22 protein-coding genes, 1 tRNA gene and 1 pseudogene are annotated in these 26,909 nt (G+C 49.3%); 15 read left to right on the top strand and 9 right to left on the bottom strand.

Annotated features, from left to right (window positions below; all coding sequences use genetic code 11):
• The first annotated feature begins 38 nt into the window (after window positions 1-38).
• Together NDQ72_10490 and NDQ72_10495 are read left to right on the top strand one after the other, a co-directional pair.
• Window positions 39-920 (top strand): acyltransferase, encoded by an 882-nt coding sequence (locus tag NDQ72_10490; GenBank protein WKD26508.1) that lies wholly within the window; start codon window positions 39-41, stop codon window positions 918-920.
• 83 nt (window positions 921-1,003) lie between these two features.
• A complete protein-coding gene (locus tag NDQ72_10495; protein WKD30379.1) occupies window positions 1,004-1,804 on the top strand; it encodes a LysM peptidoglycan-binding domain-containing protein in 801 nt (266 codons plus the stop codon).
• A gap of 51 nt (window positions 1,805-1,855) precedes the next feature.
• Here the strand turns inward: NDQ72_10495 and gcvT are convergent, their stop codons facing one another.
• Window positions 1,856-2,968 (bottom strand): glycine cleavage system aminomethyltransferase GcvT, encoded by a 1,113-nt coding sequence (gene gcvT, locus NDQ72_10500; protein WKD26509.1) that lies wholly within the window; start codon window positions 2,966-2,968, stop codon window positions 1,856-1,858.
• 93 nt (window positions 2,969-3,061) lie between these two features.
• Window positions 3,062-4,471 carry a sodium:alanine symporter family protein gene (locus NDQ72_10505; GenBank protein ID WKD26510.1) on the bottom strand — a complete coding sequence of 470 codons (1,410 nt, stop codon included), beginning with the start codon at window positions 4,469-4,471 and terminating at the stop codon, window positions 3,062-3,064.
• A 411-nt stretch (window positions 4,472-4,882) separates the two neighbouring features.
• On the opposite strand from NDQ72_10505, the gene gcvH reads away from it, so the two are divergent.
• Complete coding sequence (gene gcvH / locus NDQ72_10510; protein ID WKD26511.1) at window positions 4,883-5,272, top strand: glycine cleavage system protein GcvH; 390 nt, start codon at window positions 4,883-4,885, stop codon at window positions 5,270-5,272.
• 77 nt (window positions 5,273-5,349) lie between these two features.
• The gene (gene gcvP, locus NDQ72_10515) at window positions 5,350-8,244 is read left to right on the top strand and encodes an aminomethyl-transferring glycine dehydrogenase (protein ID WKD26512.1); all 2,895 of its coding nucleotides are present in this window, start codon (window positions 5,350-5,352) and stop codon (window positions 8,242-8,244) included.
• Between the two features lie 65 nt (window positions 8,245-8,309).
• On the opposite strand, the gene NDQ72_10520 is transcribed toward gcvP, so the two are convergent.
• A complete protein-coding gene (locus tag NDQ72_10520; protein WKD26513.1) occupies window positions 8,310-9,212 on the bottom strand; it encodes a LysR family transcriptional regulator in 903 nt (300 codons plus the stop codon).
• A gap of 206 nt (window positions 9,213-9,418) precedes the next feature.
• On the opposite strand from NDQ72_10520, the gene ppnN reads away from it, so the two are divergent.
• Both ppnN and NDQ72_10530 read left to right on the top strand, forming a co-directional pair.
• Window positions 9,419-10,771 carry a nucleotide 5'-monophosphate nucleosidase PpnN gene (ppnN, locus tag NDQ72_10525; GenBank protein ID WKD30380.1) on the top strand — a complete coding sequence of 451 codons (1,353 nt, stop codon included), beginning with the start codon at window positions 9,419-9,421 and terminating at the stop codon, window positions 10,769-10,771.
• A 72-nt stretch (window positions 10,772-10,843) separates the two neighbouring features.
• Window positions 10,844-11,569, top strand: coding sequence for a sulfite exporter TauE/SafE family protein (locus NDQ72_10530; protein ID WKD26514.1), 726 nt, complete (start codon window positions 10,844-10,846; stop codon window positions 11,567-11,569).
• 127 nt (window positions 11,570-11,696) lie between these two features.
• On the opposite strand, the gene NDQ72_10535 is transcribed toward NDQ72_10530, so the two are convergent.
• The gene (locus NDQ72_10535) at window positions 11,697-14,420 is read right to left on the bottom strand and encodes an HAD-IC family P-type ATPase (protein WKD26515.1); all 2,724 of its coding nucleotides are present in this window, start codon (window positions 14,418-14,420) and stop codon (window positions 11,697-11,699) included.
• Window positions 14,421-14,880: 460 nt separating this feature from the next.
• On the opposite strand from NDQ72_10535, the gene NDQ72_10540 reads away from it, so the two are divergent.
• A complete protein-coding gene (locus NDQ72_10540; GenBank protein WKD26516.1) occupies window positions 14,881-15,570 on the top strand; it encodes a Crp/Fnr family transcriptional regulator in 690 nt (229 codons plus the stop codon).
• 37 nt (window positions 15,571-15,607) lie between these two features.
• Here NDQ72_10540 and NDQ72_10545 read toward each other — a convergent pair whose 3' ends face one another.
• Entirely contained in the window at window positions 15,608-16,609 is a 1,002-nt protein-coding gene (locus NDQ72_10545; GenBank protein ID WKD26517.1) for a GGDEF domain-containing protein, read from the bottom strand.
• A 944-nt stretch (window positions 16,610-17,553) separates the two neighbouring features.
• Here NDQ72_10545 and NDQ72_10550 point away from each other — a divergent pair.
• Entirely contained in the window at window positions 17,554-17,913 is a 360-nt protein-coding gene (locus tag NDQ72_10550) for a hypothetical protein (GenBank protein WKD26518.1), read from the top strand.
• Window positions 17,914-17,991: 78 nt separating this feature from the next.
• On the top strand, window positions 17,992-18,744 hold the full coding sequence (locus NDQ72_10555; protein WKD26519.1) for a VIT1/CCC1 transporter family protein: 753 nt from the start codon (window positions 17,992-17,994) through the stop codon (window positions 18,742-18,744).
• A gap of 140 nt (window positions 18,745-18,884) precedes the next feature.
• Here the strand turns inward: NDQ72_10555 and NDQ72_10560 are convergent.
• The 4 genes and pseudogenes from NDQ72_10560 to NDQ72_10575 form a co-directional block, all read right to left on the bottom strand.
• Window positions 18,885-18,961 (bottom strand) — tRNA-Pro (locus NDQ72_10560).
• Window positions 18,962-19,087: 126 nt separating this feature from the next.
• A complete protein-coding gene (locus NDQ72_10565; GenBank protein WKD26520.1) occupies window positions 19,088-19,897 on the bottom strand; it encodes an inositol monophosphatase in 810 nt (269 codons plus the stop codon).
• Window positions 19,898-19,990: 93 nt separating this feature from the next.
• A complete protein-coding gene (locus NDQ72_10570; GenBank protein ID WKD26521.1) occupies window positions 19,991-20,446 on the bottom strand; it encodes an RcnB family protein in 456 nt (151 codons plus the stop codon).
• A gap of 416 nt (window positions 20,447-20,862) precedes the next feature.
• Window positions 20,863-20,973 (bottom strand): annotated as a pseudogene (locus NDQ72_10575) (prepilin-type N-terminal cleavage/methylation domain-containing protein).
• Window positions 20,974-21,216: 243 nt separating this feature from the next.
• Between NDQ72_10575 and pilB the strand changes: the two are divergent.
• The 6 genes from pilB to NDQ72_10605 are packed head-to-tail and all read left to right on the top strand — an operon-like array spanning window position 21,217 to window position 26,889.
• The gene (gene pilB, locus NDQ72_10580) at window positions 21,217-22,971 is read left to right on the top strand and encodes a type IV-A pilus assembly ATPase PilB (protein WKD26522.1); all 1,755 of its coding nucleotides are present in this window, start codon (window positions 21,217-21,219) and stop codon (window positions 22,969-22,971) included.
• Window positions 22,972-22,977: 6 nt separating this feature from the next.
• A complete protein-coding gene (locus NDQ72_10585) occupies window positions 22,978-24,207 on the top strand; it encodes a type II secretion system F family protein (GenBank protein ID WKD26523.1) in 1,230 nt (409 codons plus the stop codon).
• Between the two features lie 40 nt (window positions 24,208-24,247).
• Window positions 24,248-25,093, top strand: a complete 846-nt coding sequence (locus NDQ72_10590; GenBank protein WKD26524.1) for an A24 family peptidase — start codon at window positions 24,248-24,250, stop codon at window positions 25,091-25,093.
• Between the two features lie 40 nt (window positions 25,094-25,133).
• The gene (gene coaE, locus NDQ72_10595; GenBank protein ID WKD26525.1) at window positions 25,134-25,730 is read left to right on the top strand and encodes a dephospho-CoA kinase; all 597 of its coding nucleotides are present in this window, start codon (window positions 25,134-25,136) and stop codon (window positions 25,728-25,730) included.
• 39 nt (window positions 25,731-25,769) lie between these two features.
• Window positions 25,770-26,003 carry a DNA gyrase inhibitor YacG gene (yacG, locus tag NDQ72_10600; GenBank protein WKD26526.1) on the top strand — a complete coding sequence of 78 codons (234 nt, stop codon included), beginning with the start codon at window positions 25,770-25,772 and terminating at the stop codon, window positions 26,001-26,003.
• 13 nt (window positions 26,004-26,016) lie between these two features.
• Entirely contained in the window at window positions 26,017-26,889 is an 873-nt protein-coding gene (locus NDQ72_10605) for a DNA replication terminus site-binding protein (GenBank protein WKD26527.1), read from the top strand.
• Window positions 26,890-26,909: the final 20 nt, after the last annotated feature.

The raw sequence follows: 26,909 nt of genomic DNA on the forward strand, positions 1-26,909 counted from the left end.
GCACCACTGGTGTCATCATACGTAAAAGGAACTGTGGTATGTCTACTGCCAAAGGAGTCGTCAGCCTGTTATTGCTGACGCTAACGACGCTGTTTTGGGGCGTGCCACTCATTTTGTTAACGCTGTTAAAGGTCATCACCCCAGGACGACATCAAAAACAGAAGATTCTTAATGGTCTGTGCAGCGTTGCGCTCAATTGGATTGGCGCAAATCTGTGGTGGATGCGCCGGTGGATCAAGCCTGATGTGAATATCAGCATTCCGGATTCACTCAGTCCACATCAATGGTGGCTGGTTATTTCAAACCACCGTAGCTGGACAGATATCTTCATTCTGTTTATGGCATTGCATCGCCGCATTCCAATGCCCCGGTTCTTTTTGAAACATCAGTTAATTTGGATTCCTATCGTTGGACTGGCATTTTGGGCGTTAGAATTCCCTTTTATGCGCCGCTTCAGTCGTGAGCAACTTGCTAAAAACCCTGAACTCGCCACTATCGACCGTGAATCAACTGAGCGTGTTTGCCGACAAGCTAGAAATGCCCCCATTGCAATATTTAATTTTGTCGAGGGGACACGCTTTACCGTGGCAAAACGGGAAAAACAGCAAAGCCCGTTTCGGCACTTACTGAGGCCCAAGGCTGGTGGTGTCTCACAGGTACTTAGCCTGCTTGGTGACAAACTGGATGGCATTTTGGATGTCACCATCAGCTATGAAAATCCAACGCCAACTTTCTGGGGTTTTCTATGCGGAAAAGAGGCTTGCATTACACTTAACGCAAGGCAACTCGCTATTCCCCAATGGATGAACGAAGCCAACTATCACGAAGAACAGCAGCACAAGGAACGGTTCCACGCATGGATCAATTCACTCTGGCAGGAAAAAGACGCCTTGCTAGCCAAGCAAACCAATCACGACTAGCTCGGTGGTTAGCGGCCTGTTTGCTAGCAACGTTGTTAGTGGGATGTGCTGGTTCTCCCTCTTCAAATGATCAAAATAACCCTGTGCCCAGCAGCACTGCCGGTCAAATAAATGGTGAATGGGTAGAGGTACAGCGTGGCGATACGCTGGGTAAACTTGCGAACCGAGCAAACGTTCCTCTGGAACGTCTTGAACGCTTCAACCCTGGAACAAATGCTCAACGCTTAAACGTTGGACAACGTTTATTAATACCTACCCAGCAAGAGCGAGCGCCCTCCGGCGGGCCCTATCGCTACCAGATTCGGCCTGGCGATACTTACTCAAGTATCGCGCGTCATTTTGGCACCACGCCGGGGCGTATACAGAGTGCCAATCCAGGCACCTCTCCCACAGCGCTCAGGGTTGGCCAAATTGTCAGTGTACCGCTTAGTAGCAGTACCACCTCAAGCCGGGCTAGCAGTTCCAGCACTAGCCAGCCAGCACCGACGCCAAGCGCAAGCTTGCCTGCATCTGCACGTCGTTGGCCCTGGCCCTTAGAGGACTATCGGATTGTGCGCCGCTTTGGTGCTGATAGCCGTGGCACGCTACAACCTATGCTACTGGCCACCCAAGCAGGTGCCAAAGCCCAAGCAGTTGCGCCCGGTGAAGTACGTTTTGCCGATGGAATGCGCCAGCTTGGCGAAGTTGTCATTATTCATCATGCAGACAACCTGCAGACCGTCTACGCATTGTGCGAACGCATTTTAGTTCGTGTCGGCCAGCAAGTAAGCGCAGGCGACCCGCTATGTGATGTCGGCCAAAGCAGTGCGACACAGCGCTACGACCTGCTTTTCGACCTGCGCCAAGGCGGCAAACCAATCGACCCCCGACAAGTATTAAGATGACATAAAAAAGCCCCTGAATTTCAGGGGCTTTTTTCATCAACAGTGGCGGTATTAGCCGCGATAATAGCCTGGCTTCACAAACGGGGTAGATGTCACAACCATCGGCAGCTGCTTACCCCTCACCAACGCATAAACAGTGGTCTCAGGTGCTTCCCATTCACGCCCCACGTATCCCATGGCAATTGGCTTACCAACACTTGGCCCAAAGCCACCGGAAGTCACAACACCAATTTCATTGCCATTTGCGTCAACTAAAAGCGCGCCCTCTCTTACTGGTGCACGCCCTTCTGCCACTAGCCCTACCCGCTTACGCGTATGATCTTTCGCGGCTACTTGGTGCAGAATAATCTCCGCTCCTGGGAAACCTGCCGGACGCTCCCCACCCTGTCGGCGAGGCTTACCAATCGCCCAAATAAGCCCAGCTTCTACAGGCGTCGTCGTCATATCCATATCGTGCCCGTACAAACACAGCCCTGCTTCTAGGCGAAGCGAGTCACGCGCACCCAAGCCAATTGCTTCAACTTCGGGCTCCGCTAACAGCTGCTCTGCAAATGCCTGGCATGCATCAGAAGCCACTGATATTTCAAAGCCATCTTCACCGGTGTAACCGCTACGACTAATCCAGACTTCCTGCCCAACCATCGTGAAGCGGCCATGCTGCATAAACGTTAGCTCACACGCTTGGGGGCACAGACGTTCCATGACATCGCGGGCTTGCGGACCTTGTAGAGCCAGCAGCCCACGGTCGAGTACCTCAATGTGATGAGTAGCAGCAAGATTCGTGCGCAGGTGGGCAATATCCTGCTCTTTGCAAGCAGCATTGACGACCAGATAAAAATGATCGCCTGCATTGACGGCCATTAGATCATCGATAATACCGCCATCAGTCCCGGTGAATAGTCCGTAGCGCTGTTCACCTTTGCTTAACCCCACTAGGTCTGCTGGGATGAGTGACTCAAGCGCTTCGGCAACATTGTCGCCAGAAACCGCTATTTGGCCCATGTGAGAAACATCAAACAGCCCGCATTGCTGACGTGTGTGCTCATGCTCTTTTTTGACACCCAATGGGTATTGCACCGGCATGTCATAACCCGCAAAGGGAACCATTTTGGCTCCTAGCGAAAGATGCAATTCATGAAGTGGCGTCTGTTTAAGGTCGGTCATGGGATTTCCTCGGTCGAGAAAGAGAAACGGGAAGCCATGACTGGCTTCCCGGCTCTATTACATCTTATCGGCCCACATTACGTTGAATAGGGCTTACTTATCATGATCCAGCGCTTCACCTGGCAGCACATCTTTGCCTGCAAAGTAATCACGGGTAAGTTTGAATACCACTGGCGAAAGTAGCGCCAGCGCGATCAAGTTCGGAATGGCCATCATAGCGTTAAAGGTATCAGCCATCAGCCAAATAAAACCAAGCTGCGCGATCGCACCCAGCGGGATTGCCAGAACGAACAGCACGCGATACAGCATAATCGAACGTGTACCGAACAGGAACTGGCAGCACTTCTCGCCGTAGAAAGACCAGCCAAGAATGGTAGTGAAGGCAAACACAGCCAGGGCAATCGCAACAATTTGGTTACCAAAACCGGGCAATGCAGCATCGAACGAGAGCGCCGTCAGTGATGCACCCGCCTCACCATCCATCCATACCGTGGAGGTCAAAATAACCAATGCCGTAATGGTACAAACGACGATAGTATCGATAAAGGTGCCCAGCATGGCGATAAGACCTTGGCGAACCGGGTTTTTGGTCTGCGCTGCTGCGTGTGCAATGGGTGCACTACCTAAACCTGCTTCGTTCGAGAAAATACCGCGTGCTACACCAAACCGGATAGCTGCCATCACCGCCGCACCGGCGAAGCCACCCGCTGCTGCCATCGGGTTAAAGGCGTAATAGAAAATCAAACCAAACGCTTCACCAATTTGGCTTGCATTCACGATCAATACCAACAGACCGGCAATCACGTAAGCAATCCCCATGATGGGCACTAGTTTACCGGCTACTTTTGCAATGCGCTTAATGCCGCCAAGGATAACAGCCCCCGCCAACACCATGATAATCACGCCGGTTAGCCAATGCGGAACACCAAAGGTAGAGTCCATTGCATCCGCTACAGAGTTTGACTGTACGGTATTACCGATCCCGAAAGCCGCTACCGCACCAAAGAATGAGAATAGCCCCCCCAGCCAGAGCCATTTCTTACCGAGACCATTCTTTATATAGAACATCGGGCCACCGACGTGGTAGCCAGTGCTATCGGTTTCACGATAACGTACAGCAAGAACCGCTTCGGAAAATTTAGTGGCCATCCCCACTAACGCAGTGATCCACATCCAGAACACCGCGCCTGGGCCACCAAGCGCAATAGCCGTTGCCACACCCGCGATATTACCTGTGCCAATTGTCGCGGATAGCGCCGTCATCAGTGCATCAAAAGGTGAAATCTCACCGTCTTGGTCAGCAGACGCCTGGTCGGCATCTGCTTTGCTAGGCTTAGGGTCGCGGCCCTTCCACATGAGTTTGAAACCCACACCGAGCTTTCTAATCGGCATCAGTTTCAAGCCAATCTGTAAGTAAATCCCCACACCTAGCAGTAGGACCAACATTATCGGGCCCCAAACGACACCGTTAATTGCCCCTAGGAGGTTAGTTAGTATTTCCACGCGCTTCTCCTTACCCTGTTCGTTAGCTCGTTTATTATGGGTACCGAGCAGTCAAGCTGCCTTGTTTTATGCTGCTGAGTTTATCAAACGTTTCCACCATAGCGCGTCTCACGCTTTGAAAAAACGCATAATTGGCATGTTTTGCACCATTTTCCTAGTGCGCATCCATTGTAATGTCGCAAATCAGCAGAGAAAGCGTCTGTTTTCCAAAAAACTAGCAGATATAAAGCATCAGGAAACACGAAGTGGCTTTTTTGCCACTATGGGGCGTTGAAGAAATTTGTTTCCGATCGGAAACACGTTAACATAGGGCACAGATCGCCTGGCTTAGAACTGGCCAATAGTCGCCAAGGTGAACGACAGGCGTTAGTATGCTCCTGTCCAGACAACTGTTTCATAAAGGGAATCATCATGAGCAATCTTCCTGCCAATCTTCGTTATGCCGAAAGCCACGAATGGGTACTTGACCACCAAGACGGTACCGTCACGATCGGCATTACTGATCATGCCCAAGAAGCGCTGGGTGACGTTGTTTTCGTTGAACTGCCAGAAGTCGGTCAGGCACTCAATAAAGGCCAAGAGTTCGGCGTTATCGAATCTGTTAAGGCTGCTTCTGACCTTTACTCGCCGGTTAACGGTGAAGTTATCGAAGTAAATGAGGCACTTGAAGATTCACCGGAAACGGTCAATGAAGCGCCTTATGAAGGTGGTTGGATCATGAAGGTGCGCCTGACAGATACAGCCCTTGAGGGGTTGTTAGACGCAGATGCTTACCAGGCAACACTTAGTTCAGACGATTAATTAGTCGGAAAGCCTGCGTAAAGCAGGCTTTCTAGTTTCACCCTGCGCGGTTTTCTCATTACGTTCGGAACCCTCCCATGCCATTTGAAACACGCCGTTTGGCCGAATTGGCCGACCATGATGCTTTTATCAAACGCCACAATGGGCCTAGTCCCGCTGATGTCGACACCATGTTAAAAGCGCTCAATTTGCAGCGCATGGAAGATCTTATTGAGCAAACCGTGCCAAGCGATATCCGCCTTGGCCGTGAGTTAGCCCTGGACGACCCACGCAGCGAAGCAGAAGCGCTAGACTACCTAAGCCAGCTGGCGCGCCAAAATCGTGTGGCTAAAAGCTACATCGGCCAAGGTTACTACGGCACCCACATGCCGGCGGTCATTCAGCGCAATGTGCTGGAAAATCCGGGCTGGTACACCGCTTATACGCCTTATCAGCCTGAGATCTCTCAAGGCCGACTAGAGGGCCTGCTTAACTTTCAGCAGGTCATTATGGATTTAACCGGCATGGAGCTTGCGAATGCTTCATTGCTGGACGAAGCGACCGCCGCAGCGGAAGCGATGGCGCTATGCAAGCGCAGTAACAAGAAAAGTAAGTCAACAACCTTCTTTGTTGCCGATGATCTATTTCCGCAAACGTTAGACGTTATTAAAACTCGCGCGGAGTTTTTTGGATTTGAGCTAATTAGTGGCCCCGCTGAAACGCTGGCAGAACACGATGTGTTTGGTGCCCTGGTGCAATACCCTTCCGCCAGCGGCAACATCACGGACATTTCTCCGCTACTAAGTGCTGCCAAAGAACGCGGCATCATGACGTGCGTTGCCACGGATCTATTGAGCCTAGTATTGCTGAAAGAGCCAGGAGCAATGGGCGCTGATATCGTCGTCGGTAACTCCCAGCGTTTTGGTGTCCCCATGGGCTTTGGTGGCCCGCATGCGGCTTTCTTCGCCACATCCGACAAGCTAAAGCGCTCGATTCCTGGCCGCATTATTGGTGTATCCAAAGATAGCCGCGGTAACACTGCATTGCGCATGGCCATGCAAACCCGCGAGCAGCATATCCGCCGCGAGAAAGCGACCTCCAATATTTGTACTGCTCAGGCACTACTAGCAAATATTGCTGGCTTCTACGCCACCTACCATGGTGCAGAAGGTCTTCGCAAAATCGCAGGCCGCGTGCATCGCCTCACCACCTTGCTAGCAGAAGGCCTAAAGCAAGGTGGGGTCACGTTAGCGAACGACAGCTGGTTTGATACACTCCGCCTGACTCAAATAGATGCGGGTAAAATTCATGGCCGCGCCATGACGCATGATATCAACCTTCATTACTTCGCCAATGGCGATGTGGGCATTAGCCTGGATGAAACGACAACGGCTCACGACGTCGCGACGCTGTTTGATGTGCTGTTAGGCGATGAGCATGGCTTGTCCGTCGCAGCGCTTGATGGACAGGTCATTAGTGATGAGCTCAGCGGCATTCCTGCAATGTATCGGCGTGAAAGCAGCTTTTTGGAACACCCCACGTTTACCCGTTATCGCAGCGAAACCGAGATGCTGCGTTACTTGAAACGTCTCGAAAACAAAGACCTTTCCTTGGCTCATGCCATGATCCCGCTGGGTTCGTGCACGATGAAGCTAAACGCTACCAGTGAAATGATTCCGATCTCCTGGCCAGCATTTGCGCACCTCCACCCATTCGCTCCTCGCGATCAAGTGGCCGGCTATCATCAAATGATTGATGAGCTAGCCGCCTTCTTAGTGGAAGTAACGGGTTATGACCATATCTCCATGCAACCCAACTCAGGCGCCCAGGGTGAATATGCTGGGCTGCTAGCCATTCGTCGCTATCAGGCAGCACAAGGAGAAGCTCATCGTGATGTGTGCTTAATCCCCAGCTCTGCCCACGGCACTAACCCAGCGTCTGCCGCCATGCTAAGCATGGACGTTGTCGTGGTTGAGTGTGATGCCAACGGCAACATTGACTTGGATGACCTGACGCGCAAAGCCGAGCAACACAGTGATCGCCTATCTGCCGTAATGATCACGTACCCCTCGACTCACGGTGTCTTCGAGTCCCATGTTCGCAAGGTTTGCGAGGTAGTACATCAGCATGGCGGCCAGGTGTATGTGGATGGTGCCAACATGAATGCTCAGGTGGGTTTGACGCGGCCCGGTGACTTCGGTGGTGATGTCTCGCACCTCAATCTGCACAAAACATTTTGTATACCCCACGGTGGCGGTGGCCCGGGCATGGGCCCGATTGGTGTTAAAGCTCACCTTGCCCCCTTCGTTTCCAATCACGTGGTTACGCCTATTAATGGTGTTAACCCAGAAAACAGTGCGGTTTCCGCTGCAGCATTTGGCAGCGCGTCAATTCTGCCAATCTCTTGGGCTTACATTAAGATGATGGGCGCACGTGGGCTTCGCGAAGCAACCGAGCTGGCTATTCTTAATGCCAATTATATTGCCAAGCGATTAGAGAGTGCTTATCCGATTCTCTACCGTGGCCAGAACGGCAATGTCGCCCACGAGTGCATCATCGATATTCGCCCGCTCAAGAGTGCTTCTGGTATCAGTGAAGAAGATATTGCCAAGCGTCTGATGGACTACGGCTTCCATGCGCCGACCATGTCGTTCCCTGTGCCAGGCACACTAATGATCGAGCCCACTGAGTCTGAGTCACTCTACGAAATTGATCGCTTCTGTGATGCCATGATCGCGATTCGAGAAGAGATTGCGCGCGTCGAGAAGGATGAATGGCCGCTGGATAATAACCCGTTGGTGAATGCCCCTCATACCCAAGCAGATTTGATGGATAGCGAGTGGCAACGCCCTTATGACCGTAAGCTGGGCGCCTTCCCAACAGAGGCTGTTGCTGCGTCAAAGTATTGGCCTGCGGTTAACCGCGTTGATAACGTATTCGGTGATCGGCAGCTTATCTGCACTTGCCCTAGCATTGACGAATACCGTCGTTAATACTCAACGCATACGCTTTTAAGCACAACACGACTTCCTTGTCACTTAAACGCCCTTGGCGCTCGTTACTCGGGCACCAGGGGTGTTTTTTCTTGCAGGCGTTGGTGATGAAAACCCTCCAGTAACTTTTCATAACGTTTCGGCAAGACCGAATCTCGCCGACGCAGCAGATAAAGCACTTCATTAATCCCTTGAGGTAACGCCAACGCTTTTACTTGGCGCTGCCAAGGGGAGGTTTCTAACACCAAGCGTGAGACAACGGTAAAACCTAGCCCTCGCGCGACCGCATCCAGCACCATGCTCACTTCGTTAGTAAATCCCTGATGCCGAAAATGCGTCATTGAACGAAATTCGTCGGGATAGTTAGCGCGCAGTAGTGCATTGGCGTGATTAATACCGTCGTAGTAATTAAGAAAACCAATACCCATCAGGTCGGTTAGCGTGCTGCCGGCAAAATCAGCAGGCACGACTAAACATAATGGCTCTTTGTGCCATACCGTGCAGGTCAGTTCGGTATGGTTGACCTGCTCAGTCACGATGCCAATATCGTAGCGACCTTCAAGCAGGTCATTAACGATTTCGTGATTAAAAGCAAAACTGTAATTGACCGTTAAGTTAGGGTGCATCTGCTGCTGACCAAGAATAAAAGGATAAAACATCAACCCAACACTTCCTGGGGATGCAATCCGGCATTCGCCGCTATCCAGTGAGTCGTCATCTAAACCATGGCGAAACTGCTCATGCTCGGCAAATAGCTTCAACGCATAATCATAAGCCCTTCGTCCAGACTCGGTTAGCGTAAAACTTCTGCCCTTTCTCTCTATCAGCGGTTTATCTAAATAGCTTTCTAACTTGCGGATATGCTGGCTGACGCCAGGCTGCGTCATCTCCAAACGGCGCGCAGTTCGTGTGAAACTCCCCGTTTCCACTAACGTTATAAACGTCCGAAAATACTGGGCATTAAACATAATAAAGCGCCATCTTGACTAGCCACCGTGTGCTCTTAACGAGAGCACAGAGTAGCACAATCCGACTCTTAAACGGACGCCAAGGACCGTCACTACCCTTATTGCTTGAATTCAGTTAGTAAAGGCCATGATAGTATGTGGTTTCGTTAACAATATGATTAGGGACAGCCAGACTAATGACGCAACTCCCAGTGCCGCGCGCCACCATTTCCAGCATTATTTCCCCGGAAGGCAGCCTCGAAGTGCTTTCCCAGCATGAGGTCAACCGTTTAAAAAGCACCTCTAAAAGTGGCTTGCATGATCTGCTACGCCGCTGTGCACTCGCGGTGCTTAACTGCGGCAGCCCAACGGATGATAGTTTGGCCATTATGGAAGCCTACAAAGACTTTGATATTGAAGTTTTACAGCAAGACCGAGGCATCCGTCTGAAGCTCACCAATGCGCCCGCCGAAGCCTTTGTCGACGGACGAATGATTCGTGGTATACGTGAGCATTTATCATCCATTCTTCGCGACATTGTTTATGTTTACAACGAAATCCAACACCACAAGCGGTTTGATTTAACCACGGGTGAAGGCACAACTAACGCCGTGTTTCATATCCTGCGCAAGGCGGGCACGCTGAAGCCTGGGCGCGACCCAAGTTTGGTGGTGTGCTGGGGTGGCCACTCAATTTCCAGAGAAGAGTATGAATACACCAAGGACGTTGGTTATCACCTTGGCTTGCGGGATCTAGACATCTGCACCGGCTGCGGCCCTGGCGCCATGAAAGGCCCCATGAAAGGGGCTAACGTTGCCCATGCCAAACAGCGCCGTAAAGATGGCCGCTATTTAGGTATTTCTGAGCCAGGTATCATTGCAGCCGAAGCGCCCAACCCTATCGTTAACGAGCTAGTTGTCATGCCAGACATCGAAAAACGGCTCGAAGCATTCGTGCGCTTAGGGCACGGTATTATTGTTTTCCCCGGAGGCGTGGGTACTGCAGAAGAAATTCTTTACCTGCTAGGAATTCTGCTTCATCCAAGCAATCACGATATTCCCTACCCGCTCGTGTTTACTGGCCCCGCTGATTCCGCCGAGTACTTCCAGAAAATCGATGAATTCTTAGTTTATACGCTGGGCGAGGATATCCGCCGCTACTACACAATTATTACCGGCAATCCTGTGGCCGTCGCACGCAAAATGCGTGAAGAAATTGACGAGATTGCAGACTTCCGCCGCAAGCATCAGGACGCTTTTTACTACAACTGGCGTCTTACCATTGCACGTGATTTTCAGGCTCCCTTCGAGCCCACCCACGAAGCTATGCGTGGTCTAGCGCTTCATCGTCAGCAGCCTACCCATGAACTAGCGGCCAACTTGCGTCGTGCTTTTTCTGGCATTGTGGCGGGTAACGTTAAAGAGCCTGGGATTCGAGCAATTGAAGCCCATGGGCCTTTTGAGTTAACCGCTGAACCTGAACTCATGCAGCGCTTAGACGAGCTATTAACCTCATTTGTCGCCCAAGGACGCATGAAACTTGATGGACAAGCATATACACCCTGCTATGTTCTAAAGTAACTAATTTAGCAAGAACCGTTTAAATCAGGCGCACCCCAGCCGCGCTGCGCCTGATATATCAGGAAACTCACCGTGATTATTGCTCTTTTAACGCTGATTGCAGCAGGCATCATCAAAGGTGCTATCGGTTCTGGCGTGCCAGTCATCGTAGTACCTGTACTCACCATGCTTTACGACGTGAAGCTGGCTATTGCCGTATTAATAGCCCCCAATTTGTTCAGCAACATTTTACAAGTATGGCAATATCGGCACCATTTGTTACCGCTGCGTTTTCTCGCCGCCTTCTCTCTATCAGGTGGGTTAGGCATTGTGCTGGGCACATGGGGCTTAGTCGTGTTATCACCCACTCTGTTATCGCTTGGGGTGGCCGCGTCGATCGTGCTCTATTTAGTCATCAAAATAGCTAGGCGAACGCTTGCTCTTCCTTTCGCGACTGCCAACCGCATCGTACTGCCTGTTGGCTTGCTCGCTGGCGTTCTGCAAGGCGCTGCGGGTATGTCAGCGCCCGCGTCTGTAACGTTTCTAAACGCAATGCAGTTGGAGCGACGCGTGTTTATCGGCTCTATCTCAGTGTTTTTTGTTGCTATCACCTGCGTGCAAATACCCGCACTGCTAAGTGCGGAAATACTCACACTGGAACGCACGCTTTACAGCTTCATAGCGCTATTCGTCATTCTCGCTGCCATGCCCATCGGTGCACAGCTCGGCAAACGCCTGCCGCACCGTTGGTTTGATAATCTCATCATGCTGTTGCTGGCAGGCATTGCAGTCAAAATTATTGTGGATGCTGCGTTTTAAACCAAGCCTTACCACTAGACAGAAATGGCGCACAGGGAAATAACCTTAGCCACCTATGACTTGTTATCCCCCTAGGTGGCGCTGATCTTTCATAAATAGGACATTACAATTAGCCCATGCTCAATTTCTATTTAGCCTTGAGCATGCGCCAGCCCACCTTCTCAGCCTCAATTAACAGATAAATCATCCCACTACTTAAAATGATGGCTAGCCAGTGCGTAATGCTTAACCCTTCGCTACCAAAGATAAGCTGCATAACGGGTAGATAGGTAAACGCCATTTGCAGCAGCATTACCATCATAATAGCGATCCATACCGGCCGGCTGCCAAAAATGCCGGCAAACGACAGCGTGCTATTAATTAAAAAGCGGCTATTGATTAAATAAGCGGCACTGCCAGTGACCAGCATATTAACCGCCCCTGCCCGCGCTAACGCTTCGCTGCCTCCTTGGTTGAGTATCCAGGAGAACATGCCGAAGACGCCAACGAGCAGCAGCACAGACACAAAAATCACTCGCCACAATAAAAACAGATCAAGCAGCGGTGCTTTAGGGTCTCTTGGCTGGCGCGCCATTAAGTCTTTTTCTCCGGTCTCAAACGCTAATGCCAAGCCTAGCGTAATCGCTACCACCATATTTACCCATAGTGCCTGTAACGGCGTTACCGGTAGCACCGAGCCTGATAGCACAGCAAGCATAATCGCCAAGCCCTGAGCACCGTTGGTCGGCAGAATAAAAGTAATCGTTTTACGAATGTTATCGTAAACTTTGCGACCTTCTTCAATTGCACTGACAATGGTTGCGAAGTTATCGTCTGCCAATACCATTTCAGAAGCATCTTTCGCCGCCTCAGTCCCCTGTATACCCATAGCAACGCCGACATCAGCACGCTTTAAGGCTGGCCCATCATTAACGCCATCTCCGGTCATGGAGCAAACCCCGCCCCGTGCCTGCATCGCTTTTACTAAGCGCAGCTTATGCTCTGGAGATGCTCGAGCAAAGACATCAATCTCTAGAATGATGTTTTCTAACGCTTGATCGGACATCGCTTCAATTTCTCGCCCGGTAAGCGCTTTTTGCGTTTGCGCAAAACCCAGTTGCTTAGCAATAGCCAGCGCTGTCGAAGCATGATCACCGGTAATCATAACGGGGCGAATACCCGCTTGCTGGCAACGCTTAACCGCCTCGATTGCCTCTTCTCTTGGTGGGTCCAGCAAGCCAATAATTCCCAGTAAACGCAACCCGCCTTCAATATGGTGATGGTCAAGTTCATCAATAGTAGCAGCAGGTTTATCCGCAATGGCCAGGACGCGTAAACCTCGCGAAGAAAGCTCGTGAATGCGGTTTTCCCACTCATTACGATCAATAGCGACAGTGCCTTTTGTAGTAGCAACGCTATCGCACATTTCTATCAAACGATCAGGCGCTCCCTTTACGATGATACGCTGGCCATCGGCTTCTGCATGCAGAGTGGCCATATACTTAAAGTCTGACTCGAAAGGGATCGCATCTACCCGCGGAAACTGCTGGCGCACCTCTGACGTTTTTATACCTGCTTTTTCACCGGCGACCACTAACGCGCCCTCTGTCGGGTCACCATAAATCTGATACTGTCCCGCCTGCTGTTGTAGCTCAGTGTCGTTACACAAGACGCCAGCACATAAAAAATCGCTTAACGGTTGGGCACTGTCCATATCAACACATTCTGTTTCTTGTTCACCGCTGGCACGCAGTCGATAAAAAGCCCCTTTGGGCGAGAAACCGATACCCTCAACAAGAAACTGCTCGTCACCCAGCCATAGCGCTCGAGCCGTCATTTCATTGCGCGTCAATGTGCCCGTTTTATCGGAAAAAATAGTCGAGATGGAGCCCAACGTTTCTACTGCAGGAAGCCGGCGAATAATGGCGTTACGCTTCGCCATGCTTTGCACGCCAAGCGCGAGCCCGATGGTGACAATCGCGGGTAGACCTTCGGGAATCGCGGCCACTGCAAGACCGACAGCAGCCATAAACATATCCGCAGCGGGCTGGTCATGAAGAAGCGTACCTAACAATGCGGTAATAGCGGCGGCACCTAAAATAAAAATTGCCAGCACCCTGCCCGCACGATCAAGCTGCTGAAGCAGCGGCGTTTTAATTTTTTCCACACCACGCAGAAGTTCAGAAATTTTGCCGATTTCAGTGTAACGCCCCGTCTCAACAACCAAACCACGGGCATTGCCTTGCACCACAATCGTACTGGCAAACGCCATACTGCTTCGCTCCGCGAGATCCACATTTGCGCCCACTGGGTGCGACTGCTTCTCCACAGGCACCGATTCCCCAGTTAAAGCCGCCTCGTCGGTGCGAAAACGCCGCGCTTCAATCAGTCGCACGTCCGCAGGTATCCGGTCTCCACTCTCCACCAGCACGATGTCCCCAGGCACTAACGCTTCGGCAGGAATGGTAGTACGCTTCCCGTCACGTAAGACACTGGCCTGGGGAGAAAGCATATTGCGGATGCTATCAAGCGCCTGCTCAGCTTTTCCTTCCTGGATAAAACCAATCAGCGCAATCACGGCCACCACCCCCACAATGGCCGCCGCATCGATGACATGCCCAAGCAGGAAACTGGCAATGGCAGCAACCAGCAGTATAAGAATTAAAATGTTATTGAGCTGATCCAATAAACGCCGATACCAAGGACGTCCCTGCGCCTGCTGAAGACGATTCGGCCCGTAGCGTTCTAAGCGCGCTTGCGCCTCTGCGGTGGATAGGCCATCGGCAGTAGCGGCCTGCCACGCCAGCGCTTGATCTATCGAGGCACAATGCCACTCTCGAGAAGGCTTTACTGGTGTTTGAGGGTTTTCCATCCATAAGCTCCCTTGTTAACTCTATGGTCAGCTTACCGCAGCCTGCTGCACCGCAACACTACTAATATCTATAAACTAACAAGGAAATGATGCAACACAAAAAAAGCCTCACTAGCAAAACTGAACCATTTTCTGCACATTCAACTAGATATTTTGATCACATTGTTTTTTTTTGAATTTTTTCGCCAATAAAAATGTCACTAGCTCAAACAACGGCATGATCCTAGTGAGCAAGCAACCCTATACATTATCTATACAAAACAAATGAACTTGTAGTAGAAAAACAAATCCACCTATTGCCTTAAAGGAAACATTCTGAATATTGAAATATTGAAAAAACCGTATAAAATTAAAGGCAGCTTTCCTGAAAATCACAACTCACATAAATAAACCCCGACCTTAAAGTATATTGAAAAATTCACTATAGAATAATATACCTATACTAAAGAGGTTTATTAACATGGACACACCTCATAAATATTTACAAAATAAAGGCATTGCCGCTTCATCCTCATTTGGCGAGATAAAGTCACTTCTAGCGTTCGCTCAACCTTTATTTACACTGCGTAAAAAAACTACATTAATCACAGATGGTGAAAAATTCAGAGGACTATATTTTGTTCATAGTGGGCTGTTAAAACAAAGCCAATTAAAAAAATCATCAGAAAATGAAATAATTACACATTTTTTCTTCTCTGGAGATCTGATAGGGTTAGACGCACTTTGCGAAAGCCATTATTGCGGTTCTATCGTTTCGATTGAAACATGTGGTCTATCATTAATAAAATTTCATGACATAGAAGATCTCCCAATAACAAAGGAAACCCATATCAAATTATTAAAAATTTTAAGCAAATCAATGCGTACTGAACATACTCGCTTGTGGCGTACATTAAGTCAATCATCAGACTCCAGATTGGCATATTTCTTTATTACTATGTCTCATAAGTTTAGTAAACAAGGATATTCATCTAACTCTTTCAGGCTACCCATGTCAAGACAGGAAATAGCAAATTATTTATGTATGGCATCAGAAACCGTCAGTCGCATTGTTAGTCGCTTCGAAAACGAAGGGCTACTTGCGGCTAATGGTCACGAGTATTTTATATTAAACCCTGAAGGATTAGCTGACATAGCCGAAAAAGCATAAGCAACTAACATGTCAAAGTATATAAAAAAGACCAAAATTAAGCTGAGTATTTGAGCGCAGTTGACTCAATTCTATCACGCCCACTACGCTTAGCTTTAAGAAGCAAATGATCAGCACGATGAATCAGTTCTTCGATACAAACATCATCGCGCTCTAGCTTTGCGATACCAATACTTATAGTAAGTTTAACGTTACTTAAAGCCTCTCTCAATCGTTCAGCTATTAACATAGCACCAGAAATATCTGTCTCTGGCAATACAATTATAAATTCGTCGCCACCATATCGACCAACATGGTCACAATCCCGTACTGTTTCAAGGAGAGTTTTTGCGACTTTTTTAAGTGCTTCGTCCCCTACTGGGTGGCCCTGATTATCATTAATTGCTTTGAAATTATCAAGATCGAGCATCATAAGGCATAGAGATAGTCCATAACGGCAAACGCGCTTAAACTCAGCGTTAGCCAGCTCTAAAAGATAACGGCGATTATATGTACCAGTGAGAAAATCATGGTTGGCTAGATAAAACAGCTCCTCATTGGTAGCCATTAACTTGGCAGTCCGCTGTTTGACTTTCTTCTCCACTTCATTTTCAATATATTTATTTAGCTCATTTACTGTATTCTTCAGATTTTTTTCGTAGATAAATCCAACCAAATGTAACAAGCCCCCCTGAGCATCAAAAACTGGCAATAAAATTAGCTGACTTCCCCCCTCCAGGTTTTTCTCATAAATATTTCCACCCGGTGACTTATAATGTATCGATGTACACTCCTCTATACATTGCTTACAGCTTGCTACTATTTTTTGACTAAGGGATTTTGAAAACAACTGGTCAAAGTACTTATCTTCACATTCAAATCCACAACTTAAATTATCGCTTCTATATGGATCAATTGTTATAAAAACAAATCTATTCTCTTCTACAATCTGTACAAAAAACGCCTGCACAGGGATAAAGTCAAAAACACCTCCCATCATTAAAAAAGAATCACTGCTAAGTCTATTTATATTTATTAGTGCACTCAAAAAAGAAAACACGGTCTTACCTCCTCATAAATAAAAAGATAAACTCATGCACTTATACTTCATTTAATTTGGTGACACCCAGGTCAAACGATCTAGATTTCCAAAACTCTCTACATTCTTTAATCACCTTAAACTCGTTATTTTTCTGGCTCACACAATTCCACAATACTTTATGCAGTTCAGGGGTAGCATTTGTTTCCAATAAGTAGTTAAAAAAACATAAGCCTCGCTAGCAGCCTCTTCAGCGTACTAAAGTAAATGCTGCCCCATACATTTATCTATGACAAAGAAATGTTGACTGTTATTTCTATAAAAGCTTGGTAGCTTCCAAGAGGGAGTATCACTAACACAAGCACCTAGCCCTAGCTGCGTGGCAGCCTCATGCAGCTTGCTAAGACGGTGTACACACTCTAATCCAATTGAGCTCATTAAACGGCTAATAGAAAGGTCAACAGGAAGAAAGCTAAGTGACAACCATCTATATCGATTAAGTTCTATTAATTCATGTGAATGCGCTAAATCGAGCTGCTCGTATGGTAGTAAATTAGGAAATACTATCTTTTCCATGTGCTTGTTTCTCTCTGTGCGCTAAGTGCATATAGAACCATGAATAACGCTATCTTAGTTCGAAACAAATTTTATTTTCCATGACATTTGTCAACTTTATTAAAAAATATGAATTCAGGAGATCAATAACAACACGAATCATATTTTAGCACTAGCTTTCACTCATCAAAATTAAGTATTTATAATTATTTAAATAAACAATATCTAATGAAAACCAAAAACACCAATTTATTCATCAACAAAAACATGCATTTAAAATATAGCATCAGATCATTACTCTGTTGCAGTCAATACAAAATATGACCAGCGTCAAATGAATCGCGATTAGTAACAAACTCCATGCCAAGCACGGCTATGCTATTTCAAACGGCACATGAGGAACCAATACAATGACAACGTTACTGTTTCCCAACCTGACAACAAAGTCCATCAACAGCGAGACTATGCTGGTGCTTTGGTATCAGCCTTGGATGGAAACCACGCATTCGGCCGCCAAGCTACAACGAATCTGGCTAGAAGCAGCCAGTGAAGCACTTCGCCATGAACTGGAGTTTATTTCAGCGGTGGCTCCGATCTACAGCAAGCTAACCTACTGCATGCTCGGTTTTGAAGGGCCTCAAACCCTCTCGTCAATGGCAGTTTGCTACCACAACACTGCAGAAGAGATGGCAGAAGCAACGTTTAACCGCATACGCAAGGTATCTGAACTCAGCGAAGACTTACGTGAGCAGATATGGAGTGAGCTCTGAGTCATGGCTAAGCTAACTTGAAGGCGGTGAGCAATTATTCAATGCTGCTTTTAGCCTGGAGAAGTATGAGGCCTCTATATGCCAACCCCAAACCGTGAAAGCCTTCTCAATGACCATCACCCTGATGCAGTGCGTAAACGGCTAGCGACTCCAGTGAAAGCATCAACGCTACCCGATGCTGTGCTCGGCGCTATCGATGGTTGCGTGACGACTTTTGCGGTCGTATCAGGAGCATTTGGAGCAGGTTTTTCACCCCAGGTGGCGCTTGTACTCGGGTTCGCCAACTTACTCGCTGACGGCTTCAGCATGGCAGTCAGCAATTACGAAGCTGGGCAGGCACAGCTTGCTCAGATCGCCAGTACTGAGCGTATCGAACGGCAACATATCGACCTGGTGCCTGAGGGCGAACGCGAAGAGATTCGCCAACTTTTTCACGCCAAAGGTTTCGAAGGAGAACTACTTGAACAAGTAGTGGAAACGCTATGTCGTGAACCAGATAGATGGGTGGCTACCATGTTACAAGAAGAGCATGGGCTTTCATCTGCTGGCCTTAACCCTCTTCGGGCAGCGTTAGTTACCTTTAGTGCTTTTTTGCTCGTGGGCGCTCTACCGTTACTTCCGTATACAATACCTAGCATAGCAACCACGACGCAGTTTCTAGCTAGTCTAGGGCTAGCTTGCGGCATATTCCTTGCTATTGGCATGCTCAAGAGCGCCGTCTACGGCCTACCGGCTTGGCGCTCAGGCCTGCGTACTCTTACCATGGGTTCCGCCGCGGCCGGGCTCGCTTTTGCGACAGGCTATCTCGCACAGAGTCTATTAGCAGGCTAGACCTATGAGACCTGCTTGGTTAGACAATCCATAGTGTGTCAGAAAGCTTCACAACTTATGCTAATGATTGCTAATCCAGAATTAAGCTTAAAACCAAAAAACGGCCACCGCTGTAATAGCTAGTGACCGTTTTATGTGTTTGGTCGGAGTGACAGGATTCGAACCTGCGACCTTTGCAACCCCATTGCAACGCGCTACCAAGCTGCGCCACACTCCGATATCTTGGATTGGCAGCGAATGTTAACCAACATCGTTTGCCTCAAGACGGTGCGTATACTAGCGCTTTCTTAACCAAATGAAAAGCTCTTTTTGCGCTTTCTTTTCAATTGCTTGCCGCTTGCACTTAATCGATACTCTTAAGTAGCGATGCCATGGCATCATATACCTTGGGTGTTGTGACGAGCAGTTGCTCTGGGTAGAGATCAGCTGGCACGCCGTCAGGCACCTCAGTTAAGTGCCCTACTTGCGCGCCTGCTTCGCGAGCAATGACCCAACCCGCGACAAAGTCCCATGGTGAAACGCTTTCGTAATACGCGTCTAAGCGGCCGCAGGCGACATCACAGAGGTCAATCGCAGCAGCGCCATTGCGGCGAACATCCTGGCAGTTCACTAACACAGCTTCCAAACGTGGTAGAAGCTGTTTACGAGCCTGTTTATCGTAGGGAAAACCGGTAGCCACCAGGGTACTTTCAAGCGTCTCAGCGTCACTCGGCTTGATTGGTTGCTGATTGCAGTACGCACCTAATCCTTGCGCGGCACTGAAGGTATCACCCAAGAAAGGGGCATGAACGACGCCTACTTTACCGATGCCGTTCTCTATCCAGCCAATCGACACCGCCACATGGCGCAGGCCTTGGGCAAAGTTGACGGTACCATCGATAGGATCTACCACCCACAGCTGCTCGGCGGGGGTATGCAGCGCGCGCTCAGGGCTTAGTTCTTCACTCAGCCTCGCTTCACCAGGAAAATGCTCCTCCAGGCGCTGGCTAATTAGCGTATCAACTGCCACATCAACATCGGTCACCAGCTCAATGCCGGCTTTTAAACGTTGACTGAAGTCTTGCTGTTCACGGGCGCGGCGAATCATATCGCCTGCCTCCTCCGCAATACGCACTGCTAGCGCCAGCCGCTCTTCTAGGGTGTAGGCCGTCATTAACGCTCCTTACTTGGTAGTTTCACATTGCCTGAATAAGCCCAGCTTAAGCGGTGACGCATGGCATTACCATGGCGCTATGCGAAACAACCTTTAACGAAGCGCATCAACCAGCACATCGACAACGATACGGGTAGCCGCCTCGATGAGGACGACATCGGCCCCTACGCGCTCCCATTCGTAGCCGGGGTAATGGGGAAGTTGAGATGCCAACGGGCCATCAAAGCGTTTTGCAATTCCCGGAGGAAGGGGTTTACCGCGTTCCAAGTTGCGCTGAATACCCGGCGGCAATGGCTGGGCACGTGGCGCATCGTATTGGCGCAAGAGACGAAGCAGTTCACGTTCGTTAATACGAGGAAGATCTACAACGCGTTCGTCGCGATGGCGACGCTCATGTCGGCCTATATCCTGCCCGCCACGCTGGCGCTCGGAATGTGGGCTGTTGTCTCTAGCACCATGGGCGGGTGCGTGTGCTGGCTGTGCGACTGCCGCCACTTGCCACAACAGGGTGCAAACTAACAGGCAAGCGCTAAGAGGAATTGATTTCATTATCGGCTCCTTATGACCAGGAGCGTTGAGTATAGAGAGCAAATGCGCAGGCAGTGTGAAGATTGAGCAATATTAAAATACGGGCAAAAACCTGCAGATACAAAAAACCATTAGCTGGTACAACAACCAAAGCTAATGGTTAGATTTAAGGGTGCTGTACACTACCCCCCTTCAGTTATAGAAATTATCCCGCCTCCAGACACATACACAGTTTCCTGACGATCCTTAGTTGAAACCTCAATAGTTTCTGATAGTTGGTCATCTGCAGCGCCTGAAAATACAGTAAATAGCTCCTCAACATCAGTGCTATCAGCACATGACTGAAAGCTGAATTCAGGCGCGTCCTCCCCAAAAGATGCTTCCGCGATTGCAAGTGTTCTATATGAGTTGAGTTCTCCGACACATGCAGAAGCCTCTGAGCGATCCAAGTAGCTTCCATACTTGGGCACGCCGATGGCAGCCAAGATCCCGATAATAGCAATGACTACCATTAGTTCAATGAGAGTAAAACCACGTTGCTTGTGAATTGTAGTTATTTTAAAAAGCTTTTTACTCATAACACTTCTCCTTTGTGTTATTAAACTTCCTCTTCAATAACATGAAGACCACAAGTGTGTTAAATAAATCAATGCCACACTATTTAACAACACCAACAGCTTCTCGGTGCTATATTGAACCAACGATAGCAAGCTCAGCGTTACATTTCCGTTGACCATTAATAATAATTAATACTTGGCATAAAAATACAATAAACATGATTGAGTTTAGCCATGAACGATTCACCCCCCGGGCCGACGCCGAGCAAGGTGGCTATGCATAGCGGCCTGCAGGGTATCGCTAAACGGCTGGTAGAACATGGCGTGCTGACCGATACTCAGGCGACTGTCGCGGAAAGCACAGCAACAGAGCTTGACATGTCGCTGTTACAGCACGTGGTCGATAGTGGGCTAGTAGAATCAGGCGCAGCAGCGCTGGCCGCTGCCTGGGAGTATGGTTTACCGGTCGTTGACCTAGATGCCATTCGTATAAATGCGCTACCACCCGCCAACGACTACCCCGTTAAAATATTAGAGCGTCTAGGTATTCTTCCCCTGGCACGCCACGGGCACCGCCTTACTGTCGCCGTACCCTACCCCGCTACGCTAACCCAGCTGGATGAACTTCAATTTGCTACCGGGCTAAGTATAGATGGAGTGCTGGCTCCCGCTGATCAACTTAAAAACACTCTAACGCAGTATCTAGCGCAAAATGAGCGCAGCATGCTAGATGAATTGGAAAACGTGGATGATGCGGTCAGCGCGTTGAATATTGTTCAGTTGGACGAAGATGAGGCGACATTAGACAAGGCAGCAACAGATAGCGATGATGCCCCTGTCGTTAAATTCGTCAATAAAATACTACTAGATGCTATCAACCGCGGCGCTTCCGATATTCACTTTGAGCCCTATGAAACCCAGTACCGGGTGCGTTTTCGTATTGATGGCATGCTGCTTGAAATTGCTCGCCCACCTTTTGCGCTGCGGCACCGCATCGCGGCACGTGTAAAAATCATGTCTCGGCTGGATATTTCTGAGCGGCGCCTGCCTCAGGATGGCGCAATCAAGCTGCAGCTTTCACGCACACGCTCAATTGATTTTCGAGTGAACTCACTACCCACTGTGTTTGGTGAAAAAATAGTATTGCGTTTGCTAGACCCTGCCACTGCTCAACTCGCTATCGAGCAGCTAGGTTTTAGCCCTGAACAGCAGGCTGTTTATGAACACACGCTTAAAAAGCCACAAGGAATGATCCTGGTTACCGGGCCGACGGGGAGCGGTAAAACAGTGACGCTTTACACAGGCATCAACATTCTTAACCAAATTGAGCGCAATATCTGCACCGCCGAGGACCCGGTAGAGATTAAAGTGTCGGGGGTCAATCAGGTGAACGTTCTCCCTAAAATCGGTCTGAACTTCGCCAGCGCTCTGCGCGCCTTTTTACGCCAAGATCCGGATGTCGTTATGGTGGGTGAAATTCGCGACTTGGAAACCGCCGAAATTGCCGTAAAGGCAGCCCAAACAGGCCACTTAGTGCTATCTACCGTACACACTAACTCCGCCGCGGAAACGCTAACCCGATTAGCAAATATGGGCATCGCATCGTATAACATTGCAAGCTCAGTTAGCTTGATCATTGCCCAGCGCTTGGCACGCAAGCTATGTGACCTATGCAAAACACCCGCTAAGATTCCTGCCGAAGCGCTGCGTCAGGCTGGCTTTAGCCAACAGGATATTCGCAACGGCACGATTTATTCAGCGGTCGGTTGTAAACAGTGCACACAGGGCTATAAAGGTCGTATTGGTATCTATGAAGTGGTGCCTATTACTGATGCCATGCGCCAGTTGATTATGCGCGATGGCGATGCGCTAGATATCGATCAACAGGCCCGCCGCGAAGGCTACCCTAGCCTTTATCAGCGTTGCCTAAGTCGTGTGCTGGATGGCAGCACTAGCCTGGCAGAAGTTAACCGCATCAGTAAGGAGTAATGCGCCATGGCCAACGCTAAAGCATATCGCACAAAGCCAATGCCGCTACACCGCTGGAAATGGGAAGGTAAAGGGCCGCAAGATCGAGCTATGCGAGGCGAGCTGATTGGCCGCACCAAGCCCGAAATTATTGAACAACTGGCTAAGCAGCGTATTGTCGCCACAAAAGTCCAGAAACGCAGCAGCTTTAGTGGACGCAGCAAGGTAACCAACGTCGACATCATGATTTTTGCACGGCAAATGGCCACCATGGTGCGAGCAGGCATCCCTATTCTTCAGGCGTTACAAGCCGTTTCTGAAAGCCTAAAAAAACCCGCGATGGTGGCCTTAACCCAGAAAATCATGGAAGACGTCTCTTCGGGCGACAGCCTTTCCAGCGCTATGGCAAAACACCCCAAACAGTTTGACCGCCTGTTTGTTAGCCTGGTCGATGCAGGAGAGCAGGCTGGTGCGCTTGACCAGATGCTGGAGCGGGTAGCCAGTTATAAAGAGAAAGTTGAATCCCTCAAAAATCGTGTCAAAAAAGCGCTCTGGTACCCCACGGCAGTGATGATCATTGGTGTTGCCGTTACCATGCTGCTACTCATCAAAGTCGTGCCTGAATTTGAGAGTATGTTTCAAGGTTTTGGCGCAGAACTGCCAGCGCTCACTCAGTTTACGGTTAACTTATCGGACATGGCCCAAAAGCACTGGTTACAAGCAACGGGTACACTAACTGGCATTATCATGCTGCTGAAAGCTGCAGCGCGACGCTCACCACGCTTCGCTTATCGGTTAGACAGCATGATGCTTCATCTGCCCATCTTAGGCGATATTTTACACAAATCGGCTGTCTCACGATTCACACGCACCTTAGCGACTACCTTTACGTCAGGCGTGCCACTTATTGAAGGGCTCGAAACTGCCGCAGGTACATCGGATAATCGCGTGTATATCAGAGCGATTAATGAAGTGCGCCAAGATGTCACTACTGGCCAACAGCTACATTTCGCCATGCGTATGACCAACCGCTTTCCAGCGCTGGCAGTTCAAATGGTGAATATTGGTGAGGAAGCCGGCTCGCTGGATGCCATGCTTAATCAAGTCGCCGATTACTACGAAGAAGAAGTGGATAATAAAGTAGACGCCCTGACCTCGTTAATGGAACCGATTATTATCGTTGTCCTTGGCGCACTAGTGGGCGGCGTTGTTGTCTCCATGTATTTGCCAATTTTTGAAATTGGCACCGCACTATAAATAAATCGTTCATACACACTTCCCCAACAATTGGAATACCATGGGTTTATCGCCAAGCTTTTACCTCTTTTTTGCTTTACTGATTGGCCTCTGCTTTGGCAGTTTTCTTAACGTTGTCATCACCCGTTTACCCGTTATGCTAATGCGCCGTTGGCGTAATGAAGCACGCGCCTCTCTTGAGCTGGCCGAAGAAACATCCCCCCGCTTTAACCTTGCTACTCCAAGGTCAATGTGTCCACGCTGCGAACAACCCATTGCTTGGCACGATAACCTACCCTTAATAGGCTGGCTAAAAAGAAGGGGAAAATGCGCCCATTGCCAAACCTCCATCAGTGTACAGTATCCATTCGTTGAGCTGATGAGCGGACTACTTGCTGTGGTCGTTGTGGCTTTGCATGGCCCAACGTTAGACGCAATGTTTATCTATGGCGCTTGTGTAACACTACTGGCCTTGGCAGTGATCGACTTTCGAACCTATTTACTCCCTGATATGTTGACCCTACCGTTGTTATGGGCTGGCTTAGCTTACCAATTGTTCTTTCATTCCCTACTGCTCCCTGGCGCTGTCATCGGCGCTATGGCGGGCTATCTTGTGCTATGGAGCTTTTACTGGCTATTTAAGCTCATAACAGGCAAAGAAGGCATGGGATTTGGGGATTTCAAATTACTCGCTGCCCTTGGCGCTTGGGTAGGTTGGAGCATGTTACCGCTACTGCTTATTTTATCTGCGGGTATTGGTGCAATCATAGGATTAGCCGCTCAAGCTATTTCCCCCAGGTTACGTGGCCAACCTCTCCCCTTCGGCCCCTTTCTTGCGCTGGCGGGCTGGATTTGCATACTGGTAGGCAACGAGTTAATGACACTCTATACGTCGTTACTGTACTAAGCCTAACGCTGGTTTTGATTCAATTTTTTGGGGAGCATGCATGATCATTGGACTAACAGGTGGTATAGGTTCGGGAAAGTCTACTGTTGCCCGTGCGTTTGAAGAACTGGGGATTGGCTGGATAGATGCCGATGATGTCGCTAGAGAAGTCGTTGCCGTTGGCGAACCCGCGCTAGCAGCTATTGCCGAACACTTTGGCACAGACGTATTGAACTCCGACGGAACACTGAATAGACCAGCACTGCGTACCATCATTTTTGAAGATCCTGCGCAACGGCAGTGGTTAGAGTCGGTCACTCATCCCAAGGTACGCGAACGCCTTCTTTTACATCTGGACCGCCTGCAGGCGCAGTCGCCTTATGTATTATTAGTCTCTCCTCTACTTTTTGAGTCTGGCCAAGATAAGTTGGTTAATCGTACGTTAGTCATCGATGTGCCCGAATCGCTGCAGTTAGCACGCACACTTTCCCGGGATGGGGTGAGTGAATCCCAGGTGCGTGCTATCCTCGCCGCCCAACTTCCGCGCGCAGAACGCCTTGCTAAAGGCAATGATGTCATCGACAACAGTGGTGACCATGCGAATATGATGCGCCAGGTCATCCAACTGGATCGTCGTTATCGCGCTGGGTGCACTTAACGACGTACTTGAGACGTACTATTGAAACAGGAGCTTGTCATGCCCACACCGGCAAATGATTCACCGCTAGAGGTTGCTTGTCCCCAATGTGGCAAGAAAGTTATCTGGGGGCCAGAAAGTACTTATCGCCCTTTTTGTAGCAAACGTTGCCAACTGCTTGACCTGGGCGCTTGGGCGGAAGAGTCACATCGCATTGCAGGTGAATCCGCCATGGACGAGGCGGACTTAGATACCCTGCTTGCTCAAGCAGATAGAGACGCACCTCTTTCTTAAAGGCTCGCCCAACATGACTGACGCCACGCTGCCTCTATATCATCTACTGCATGAACTTGATGCCCACTTTGATCAACTGGTAGCCACCATTGAGCGGGCTGCAGCGCTATACGAATTTAGCCCACCACCTACTTGGCGGTTCCACCCTGGCACGAACGATTCTATTTGGCTGCGGGAAGCACTGCTGGACATGTGGCATCAGCAGGGCCAGGATGGCCGCGAAACGCGTAACTACATCGCAGTCATCGCCGCTAACGATGATTTATTAGCAGCGTGTCATCAAATTAACCATGCAAAAGCAAACATCAGCGATTTACTCGCGCGCATTAAGCAGTCTCATCCAAATGCGTTGAGCGACGCTAAGTCTCGCTTACCGAACCGTCACCCACATATCGACGAAATACTACGTAAAAGCGGATTTGCAAGACTCCATCTGAAGCAGTGCTGGCGACAACTCCCCATTGCCCCTGCGCCGGTATCCAGAGTTAGGCTAGCGTGGTACAGCAGCGGTCGCTCAATCAAAAGAGTTAGTGTTCAAGAGGCTGAGCAAAAATTATTACAGCTAGACAGTGATGCACCACATATTCGCATACAGCTACGCAAGCTCGCTAGCATTCCAAGTGGAGAAATATTGGCGCAGGTGCAAACCCAAGCCCCTTTAATGCGCGCAAATCTGTTTTTTGTCGAACCGCTTGCGGATGGACACACGCGACGAGCACTTAATATTGCAATGCCGCTAATTGTGCCTGCAAATGAAGGACGATTACCACATCTCAAAGCCCCAGCCGAAACACCTCCAACGACTCGCACAAGAGCTAAGCGGCGCGACGAAAAACTAGAAGATGACGTATATTTACCTAGCTTACGCATCTATCGGTATCGCTAGCGAGCGACCTTATCTCATAA

This window comes from Halomonas sp. KG2, assembly GCA_030440445.1.
Classification (GTDB): domain Bacteria; phylum Pseudomonadota; class Gammaproteobacteria; order Pseudomonadales; family Halomonadaceae; genus Vreelandella.